This is a genomic window from Mycobacterium angelicum (assembly GCF_002086155.1).
Lineage (GTDB): Bacteria > Actinomycetota > Actinomycetes > Mycobacteriales > Mycobacteriaceae > Mycobacterium > Mycobacterium angelicum.
In genome coordinates, this window is record NZ_MVHE01000046.1 from 35,660 (window position 1) to 43,230 (window position 7,571).

The following is a 7,571-nucleotide window of genomic DNA, read 5'->3' on the forward strand; positions in this document are numbered from 1 at the left end:
CCTAGTCGTACCCGTGCCGCATGTCCTCGACGATGCGGGGATTGTCCAAGGTCGACGGTTCCAGCCGTCGCGGCCCGACGTCACTGGAAAATACTGTGGCCGCGTCCAGCACCCGCTGGTCCAGAAAGCGCAGCGGCGGCGCGTTAGCAGGCACGGCCGGCGCCGGGGGAGTGTCGCCTCGGCGGGCCAGAACGAAACCCCAGTCGCCGAAGGTGGGCACGTGCACGTGGTACGGGGTGACCGCATAGCCGGCGGCCGCGACCGTCGACACCGTGCGCCAATACGCCGTCGGCGTGGAGAACGGACTTCCCGCCTGCACCACCATCAGTCCGCCGGGCGCCAGCACCCGGGCGACCAGGCCATAGAACTCCGTCGAGTACAGCCGGCCCAGCACCGGTGTATCCGGATCGGGCAGGTCGACGATCACCGCATCGAAAGTCCCCGGCGCGTGCGGGCCGCGCAGCCAGCTCATCGCGTCGTCGACGACGACCTGGACGCGCGGGTTGTCCAGCGACCCGCCGTTGGCCGGGCGCATCACGGTGCGGGCCAGCTCAATCACCGCGGGGTCGAGCTCGACTTGGACGATTTGCTGTATCCCGTTCTGCCGCAACAGCTCTCGGGCCGCCAGGCCGTCGCCGCCGCCCAGCACCAGCACCGAATGCGCGTTTTTCCCAGGGGCGCCGCCGAGCGCGGGGTAGACCAGGCTCTCGGTGTAGCGGAATTCGTCGCGGGTGGAGAACTGCAAACCCCCGTCCAGGTACAGGCGCATGTCATTGTCGCGGCGGGTGACCACGATCTCCTGATAGGCCGAATGCCGATAGGCGATGATCGGATCGTTGTAGAGGTTTTGCCTGCTGGTGGTTTCGATGTCGTGGGCCTGCACCAACAGCGTGACAAGCACCGCCAGCGCCGCGCCCAGCGCGCACAACGCGGCCGCGAGCCGGCGGCCGGACACCACGCGGCGCAGCAAGAAGACCGCCACCACGGCCGCCGCCACCAAGTTGACGATGCCGGTGGCCGCCGCGCCACGGATCATGCCCAGTTGCGGCAGCAGGACGAACGGCCAGGCCAGCCCTCCGATCAAAGCGCCCAGGTAGTCGGCCGCGTTGAGGTTGGCCAGCGTGCGTCCGGTATCGGCGGCGCCGGAGACCCGCCCGCGCTGTAGCAGCGTCATCAGCAGCGGCACCTCGGCACCGACCAGGCAACCGATCAGGGCGGTACTCACCACCAGCACCAGCGTGGATCCGTCGACGAACGCAAACGCCACATACAGCGCCGCCGCCGACAAACCGCCGACGATGCCCAGCAGCGCCTCCACTGCGATGAACGCGACAGCCGCCCGCGTCAGCAACGGCTTGACCAGCAACGCGCCCAAACCCAGTGCGGCGATATAGCCCGCCACGATCAACGAGGTGGCCACGATGCCACCGCCGTTCAGGCTGGTCGACAGGGTCAGCAGCGCCAGCTCGTAGACGATGCCGCAGGCCGCACACGCCGCCACGGCGGCCAGCAGCACCGACCGCCAGCGCCCGGAAGATTCGGTGGCCGCCACCACCTCGACAGCGGTCACGACAATGCAGCCGCGGTAACCCCTCCCACGGCCAGCAACATCGCGGCCGTGGCAAATGCGGCCGGATGCAGCTCGGGTTCCTCGACGTGCTCATGGAAGTTGCCCGGCACCACGATCTGCAAGATGAACAGCGCCGCCCCCTGCAGCATGACGCCGACCGTCCCGTAGATTGCCACACCGAGCAGACCCTGGCCCAGCTGGCTGGAGCTGGTGTAGATCGCGGCGATGATGACGGTGGCCAGCGCCGCGTACATGGCCGAGGCCAGGACGACGGCATTGGGCCGGCGGTCGATGAACACCAGCCGGCGCAGGTTTCCCGGAGTCAGCACGTCGACCATGAGGAAGCCGGCGATCAGCACCGCGATGCCCACCAGGAAATACAGGACCGTGGCGACCGCCCCGCGCAGTATCGGCGCGACGCTGACGGTGCCGAATTCGACGGCTGCTGTGTACATTGCTGGCCTCCTTTTGCGATACCTATTTGGTACCGTCGGGCCCGCCGGGACTACCGCCCGAGCCGCCCGACGGGGACCCCGGTGTGAATCCGGGACCGAGGAAGATGAACGAGCCGTGGTTGTATCCCGCGCTCAAGCCTTCGACGCGGACGCTGCACGGATGGCTGCCGTCGGGTCCGACGATGATGATGTTGTCGCTGTAGCGCAGGTATTCGTTGTCGCCGCTGGACGCACGCGCCCGGGGGGCCTGATATTGGGCCAGTGAGTCGGCCACCTGCTTGGGTGACCCCGTGCAGACGTAGCGCGTCCCGTTCACGTCCTGTGAGTACTCGTGATAGTGGGACGCGACATATGAGCCGATGTCCTTGTGCAGCAACAGCAATCCGGAAATCAATGAGACCAGTGCCGCCACGGCCAGCCCAAGGGCGATCCACAACAACCGGTTGCGGCTCATGGCTGCCACCGGCTAGCCGTATGGACCACCGTCCCGCCGGACCCGCCCGCAGGCAGTGGGTGGACGTGCAGTGGATAGAGGTGCCACGTCTGCCAGCGCCAGCCGGGGCCGTCGGGCGCGGCGAACAGCGCGGTCAACGCGGCTTCGTCGCCGGGGAACACACCGCCGAGCCATCCGGCTTCTCGCGCACAGCGACCGCGCAGGTGCTGCGCCAGGCGGCGAAACCTCGGCTCGTCGCAATGCTCGGTATGAGATTGCAAGTGATAGCCGGGCCCGTCGCGATGCTCGGGCAGGCCCGCGTGACCGCCGACCGCACACGACACCTGCTCGGAAAAGCTCTCCGCGCCGTGCTCGACCGTGATGAGGTGCGACGCTCCTAGGACACCGAGCGACAGTGTGCCGCCGCCGGGGTGGTCCAGCCGGTAGGTGGCCAGTGGCCGCGGCGCGGGCTCGTTGACTGCTAATGCCAGCCGGGCCCCGGATACGTCCGCCGGAGTGACGGCAAGCTGGTGAAGCGGCACCGGCGGTCCTAGGCAGAGGGTGCGGGATAGACGGTGAGCTCGCCGGTCGACACCGACTTGCCCGTCGAGATCTCCCAGGGCATGCCGGGCGCCCACCGTTCGAAGGACAGTAATAAGGACTCGTCGGCATTGGCGTAATCGACGAAGTCCATCTCGCCGCCGGCCGGCAGTCCCGTTTCGCCTTCGGTGGTGTAGCCGGCGTGGCCGCGCTCCTGCTCGTGGAATGTCACGCCGTCCACGGCGTGCTGGCCACCGGGCTGGAGCTCACCCAGATCCGTGCGTTTGACCCACATCGCAAGTTCGAGGCGCCCGTCGTCCTCTTCGACGCTGAACCAGAGCGGCTGATCGCCGCCTTCCAGCAGGTGCTCCCACCACACGAACGGCCCCTCCCGGTAGGTGACCGATCCGCGCACCACGTAGTCGACGCCGCCGTGGCTGACGATCGCGCCGGGCCCGAGTTGCCGGGGCCCGAATTGCGGTCCGAATGGCGAGGAGGCGCTGGACGACAACGGGTCCTGGCGTCCCGACGGCCGGCCCGGCTGCTTGGGGCGCCGCAGCGCCACGACGAGGACGACGATGGACGCCAAGAACAACGCCAGAGCGGCTATGACCAGCAGTGTTCCCACGCATACCCCTTCGTACCGCGGCGAATGTGCGGTTTAACGTAACAGCTTTCGAGCGCGTGTCGTACCGGCTGCTGTCCGATGCGCACGCTAGGGTATCGAACAGCTGTTCGGTTACCGGTTGCGAGGTGGGAGCTGCGGTGCGGGTGATGGGCGTTGATCCCGGGTTGACGCGATGCGGGCTGTCGCTGATCGAGAGCGCGGGCGGGCGGCAGCTCATCGCGCTGGACGTCGACGTGGTGCGCACCCCATCGGATGCGCCGCTGGCCGAGCGGCTACTGGCGATCAGCAACGCCGTCGACCACTGGCTGGATACGCACCACCCCGACGTGCTGGCCGTCGAGCGGGTGTTCTCCCAGCTCAACGTGACGACGGTGATGGGTACCGCACAGGCCGGTGGCGTTGTCGCGCTGGCCGCGGCTAAGCGTGGCATCGATGTGCACTTTCATACGCCCAGTGAGGTCAAGGCCGCGGTCACCGGCAACGGCGCCGCCGACAAGGCCCAGGTCACCGCGATGGTCACCAGAATCCTTGCGCTGCAAGCCAAACCGACCCCGGCCGACGCCGCCGACGCGCTGGCTCTGGCGATCTGTCACTGCTGGCGAGCGCCGACGATCGCCCGGCTGGCCAAGGCGCAAGCCCTGGCGGCCCAGCAGCGCCGGGCATACCAGGCCAAGCTGAAGGCCGCGCGATGATCGCTTCGGTGCGCGGTGAGGTGCTCGAGGTGGCCCTCGATCACGTGGTGATCGAGGCGGCCGGCGTCGGCTACCGGGTGAACGCGACGCCGTCGACGCTGGCGACGTTGCGGCAGGGCACCGAAGCCCGGCTGATCACCGCGATGATCGTGCGTGAAGATTCACAGACGTTGTATGGGTTCTCCGACACCGAAACGCGCGACCTGTTCCTGACGTTGCTGTCGGTGTCCGGTGTCGGGCCGCGGTTGGCCATGGCGACGCTGGCTGTGCACGACGCCGCGGCGCTGCGTCAGGCGCTGGCCGACGGTGACGTCACCGCGCTGACCCGGGTGCCCGGCATCGGCAAGCGCGGCGCCGAGCGCATGGTCTTGGAGTTGCGCGACAAAGTTGGGGCGGTGGCCGCGGCCGGCGGGACGCCGCTGGTCAACGGGCATGCGGTGCGCAGCCCCGTGGTCGAGGCCCTCGTCGGCCTCGGGTTCGCTGCCAAACAGGCCGAGGAGGCCACCGACAGGGTGCTAAGCGGCGACCACCAAAACGGGGAAGTGACGACGTCCAGCGCCCTGCGTGCCGCCCTGTCGTTGCTGGGCAAGTCGAAATGAGCGAGGAACAACTCGATCGCGAAGTCTCGCCCGCGCTGACCGTCGGCGAGGGTGACATCGACGTCAGCCTGCGGCCCCGCTCGCTGCGCGAGTTCATCGGTCAGCCGCGGGTGCGCGAACAGCTGCAACTGGTCCTCGAGGGCGCTAAGAACCGCGGCAGCACACCGGACCACATTCTGCTGTCCGGTCCACCCGGTTTGGGCAAGACGTCGCTGGCGATGATCATCGCCGCCGAGCTGGGCTCTTCGCTGCGGGTGACGTCGGGGCCCGCGCTGGAACGCGCCGGCGACCTGGCCGCGATGCTGTCCAATCTGGTCGCACACGACGTGCTGTTCATCGACGAGATTCACCGCATCGCCCGGCCCGCCGAGGAGATGCTGTACCTGGCGATGGAGGATTTTCGCGTCGACGTGGTCGTCGGCAAAGGCCCCGGGGCGACATCGATTCCACTGCAGGTGGAGCCGTTCACGCTGGTCGGCGCGACCACCCGGTCCGGCGCGCTGACCGGCCCACTGCGTGATCGGTTCGGATTCACCGCGCACATGGATTTCTACGAGCCCACCGAGCTGGAACGGGTGTTGGCCCGCTCGGCGGGCATTCTGGGCATCGAGCTGGGCGCGGATGCAGGCGCGGAAATCGCCCGGCGCTCACGGGGCACACCGCGAATCGCCAACCGGCTGCTGCGCCGGGTTCGTGACTTCGCCGAGGTGCGCGCCGACGGCATCATCACCCGCGACATCGCCAAGTCCGCGCTGGCGGTCTATGACGTCGACGAACTCGGCCTGGACCGGCTGGACCGGGCGGTGCTGTCGGTGCTCACCCGCAGCTTCGGCGGCGGGCCGGTTGGGGTATCGACGCTGGCGGTGGCGGTAGGGGAGGAGGCCACCACCGTCGAGGAGGTGTGCGAACCGTTCCTGGTCCGCGCCGGCATGGTCGCCCGCACCCCCCGCGGCCGGGTAGCCACCGCCCTGGCCTGGACGCACCTGGGCATGACTCCACCCGTCGGAGCCACGCAACCAGGGCTATTCGAGTAGGAGAACCGATGATCGCCGCCGCTCTGGTATTCGCCGCATTGGCCGCGCTATTGCACGTCTACATCTTCGTCATGGAGTCGCTGACCTGGACCTCTGCGCGCACCCGCGCGACATTCGGCACCACGCCCGAAGAGGCGGAGACAACCAGGCTGCTGGCGTTCAACCAGGGCTTTTACAACTTGTTTCTGGCGATCGTCACCGGCGTAGGGATCGTTGCGGTCGCGACGGCGCATCAGGCGGTGGGCGCCGCGCTGATCTTTGCCGGCGTTGGATCGATGAGCGCGGCCGCGGCGGTCCTGCTGGTTTCCGCGCGGGACAAGGCGCGGGCCGCGATCACGCAGGGCACCTTTCCGGCGATCGCCGTCGTGCTGCTGGTGATCGGCCTGACGTCGTAACTGGCCTCCCCAGTCACACCTGTCACAGCCGTCACGCCGAGCGGGCACATACCCGAACTGGAAACGCGATATCACCGGCGATATCGCGTCTCAACAAGCAGTCGTCCGGCGGCCATCGGTTACATCACCAGATCGGCCGGGTACCCAAGCCGGTACCAAACAAGGAGATTGCCATGAAACACACTGAAGACCGTCCTGGCCGGTTGCGTATGCCACGCTCCCGCGGCACCGTGATCGGAGTACTCCTCGTGATTCTCGGCGCCTGGGGGGCGCTTATTCCCTTCGTCGGTCCTAACTTCGACTTCGCTTACACGCCTGGCCACGCATGGACCACGGCGCGTGGCTGGCTCGAGGTGTTGCCCGGCGCCGCGACCGCCGTCGGCGGCCTGCTGCTCATCGTTTCGGGAAACCGCGCCAGCGCGATGCTCGGCGGTTGGCTGGCGGCTCTGGGTGGCGCCTGGTTCGTAGTCGGCGGCGCGATCGCACCGCTGCTGAGCATCGGTTCCGTCGGCGACCCGGTCGCCGCCACCGCGCGCAAGCGCGCTGCACTGGAAATCGCTTATTTCTCCGGCCTCGGTGTGTTGATCACATTCCTCAGTGGGGCGGTCCTGGCGAGGTTGGCCGTCCGGCTGGCACGTGATGTCCGCGCGGTCGAACCCGTCGACACGCGGGTGGCGCACGAGCCCGCTCCGCAGCCGTACATGGATGCGGCCGAGCCCGAGCCGGCCGCCGTCTCCTCCCAGGCGCTCACCACGCCGCGTGCGGAGCAGTACCCGCCGGCGGCAGAGCCTGAGCCGCGGCACCGGGGCATGCCCTGGCGACACCGCGCCCACGTGTAGCGGCGATCGGCGGCGCCGGCCCGGTCCGGGTTAGCCCGACCGGCCGGCGCCGCCGTTGGAACCGGGGTAGCCAAAGAAGGTAAATCCGCCTCTGCCGCCGCCGCCGGCGCTGCCGCCGCGACCGCCGTCTTGTCCGCCGATGGGATTGAAGGCGCCCGGTCCTCCAGCGCCGGCCTCGTCGCCGGTGCCTCCATTGCCGGGACCACCGTTGCGACCCTCGGGAGTAACACCGTTGACCAGGGTTGCGCCAGCGCCGCCGCCGCCGCCGCCACCGACGCCGCCATCGGCCTCACCGCTGCCGATACCACCGGCGCCGCCGTGACCCGACTCGCCAACCGCGGCGGCATCACCGCCGGCGCCGCCCGTCCCGGCGATGGCGCCAGCAC

10 protein-coding genes and 1 pseudogene are annotated in these 7,571 nt (G+C 68.8%); 5 read left to right on the forward strand and 6 right to left on the reverse strand.

Annotation, left to right across the window (positions count from 1 at the left end):
* Position 1: 1 nt before the first annotated feature.
* Genes BST12_RS21105 through BST12_RS21125 form a run of 5 tightly spaced genes read right to left on the reverse strand, consistent with a single transcriptional unit; the run spans position 2 to position 3,626 of the window.
* On the reverse strand, positions 2 to 1,570 hold the full coding sequence (locus tag BST12_RS21105; RefSeq protein ID WP_083115086.1) for a polyamine aminopropyltransferase: 1,569 nt from the start codon (positions 1,568 to 1,570) through the stop codon (positions 2 to 4).
* The gene (locus tag BST12_RS21110; RefSeq protein WP_083115088.1) at positions 1,567 to 2,025 is read right to left on the reverse strand and encodes a DUF350 domain-containing protein; all 459 of its coding nucleotides are present in this window, start codon (positions 2,023 to 2,025) and stop codon (positions 1,567 to 1,569) included. The genes BST12_RS21105 and BST12_RS21110 overlap by 4 nt, the downstream gene beginning before the upstream one ends.
* 22 nt (positions 2,026 to 2,047) lie before the next feature.
* Entirely contained in the window at positions 2,048 to 2,479 is a 432-nt protein-coding gene (locus BST12_RS21115; protein ID WP_083115113.1) for a DUF4247 domain-containing protein, read from the reverse strand.
* Positions 2,476 to 3,000, reverse strand: a complete 525-nt coding sequence (locus BST12_RS21120) for a DUF2617 family protein (protein ID WP_083115089.1) — start codon at positions 2,998 to 3,000, stop codon at positions 2,476 to 2,478. Before BST12_RS21120 ends, BST12_RS21115 begins: the two co-directional genes overlap by 4 nt.
* Before the next feature lie 8 nt (positions 3,001 to 3,008).
* The gene (locus tag BST12_RS21125; RefSeq protein ID WP_083115091.1) at positions 3,009 to 3,626 is read right to left on the reverse strand and encodes a DUF4178 domain-containing protein; all 618 of its coding nucleotides are present in this window, start codon (positions 3,624 to 3,626) and stop codon (positions 3,009 to 3,011) included.
* Positions 3,627 to 3,763: 137 nt separating this feature from the next.
* On the opposite strand from BST12_RS21125, the gene ruvC reads away from it, so the two are divergent.
* The 5 genes from ruvC to BST12_RS21150 all read left to right on the forward strand — a co-directional run bounded on the left by ruvC (position 3,764) and on the right by BST12_RS21150 (position 7,185).
* Entirely contained in the window at positions 3,764 to 4,318 is a 555-nt protein-coding gene (gene ruvC, locus BST12_RS21130; protein ID WP_083115092.1) for a crossover junction endodeoxyribonuclease RuvC, read from the forward strand.
* Positions 4,315 to 4,917 (forward strand): Holliday junction branch migration protein RuvA, encoded by a 603-nt coding sequence (gene ruvA, locus BST12_RS21135; protein ID WP_083115094.1) that lies wholly within the window; start codon positions 4,315 to 4,317, stop codon positions 4,915 to 4,917. The genes ruvC and ruvA overlap by 4 nt, the downstream gene beginning before the upstream one ends.
* Positions 4,914 to 5,951 (forward strand): Holliday junction branch migration DNA helicase RuvB, encoded by a 1,038-nt coding sequence (gene ruvB, locus BST12_RS21140; RefSeq protein WP_083115096.1) that lies wholly within the window; start codon positions 4,914 to 4,916, stop codon positions 5,949 to 5,951. The genes ruvA and ruvB overlap by 4 nt, the downstream gene beginning before the upstream one ends.
* An 8-nt stretch (positions 5,952 to 5,959) precedes the next feature.
* On the forward strand, positions 5,960 to 6,346 hold the full coding sequence (locus tag BST12_RS21145) for a DUF1304 domain-containing protein (RefSeq protein ID WP_083115097.1): 387 nt from the start codon (positions 5,960 to 5,962) through the stop codon (positions 6,344 to 6,346).
* 173 nt (positions 6,347 to 6,519) lie between these two features.
* Positions 6,520 to 7,185 (forward strand): hypothetical protein, encoded by a 666-nt coding sequence (locus BST12_RS21150; protein WP_083115099.1) that lies wholly within the window; start codon positions 6,520 to 6,522, stop codon positions 7,183 to 7,185.
* Between the two features lie 30 nt (positions 7,186 to 7,215).
* On the opposite strand, the pseudogene BST12_RS32155 reads toward BST12_RS21150, so the two are convergent.
* Positions 7,216 to 7,571: pseudogene (locus tag BST12_RS32155) on the reverse strand (hypothetical protein); the annotation flags it as partial.

Excerpts from the sequence above, each read along its gene's own strand:
- BST12_RS21145 (WP_083115097.1), top strand. The coding sequence starts at position 5,960 with ATGATCGCCGCCGCTCTGGTATTCGCCGCATTGGCCGCGCTATTGCAC.
- ruvB (WP_083115096.1), top strand. The coding sequence starts at position 4,914 with ATGAGCGAGGAACAACTCGATCGCGAAGTCTCGCCCGCGCTGACCGTC.
- ruvA (WP_083115094.1), top strand. The coding sequence starts at position 4,315 with ATGATCGCTTCGGTGCGCGGTGAGGTGCTCGAGGTGGCCCTCGATCAC.
- BST12_RS21115 (WP_083115113.1), bottom strand. The coding sequence starts at position 2,479 with ATGAGCCGCAACCGGTTGTTGTGGATCGCCCTTGGGCTGGCCGTGGCG.
- BST12_RS21110 (WP_083115088.1), bottom strand. The coding sequence starts at position 2,025 with ATGTACACAGCAGCCGTCGAATTCGGCACCGTCAGCGTCGCGCCGATA.
- BST12_RS21150 (WP_083115099.1), top strand. The coding sequence starts at position 6,520 with ATGAAACACACTGAAGACCGTCCTGGCCGGTTGCGTATGCCACGCTCC.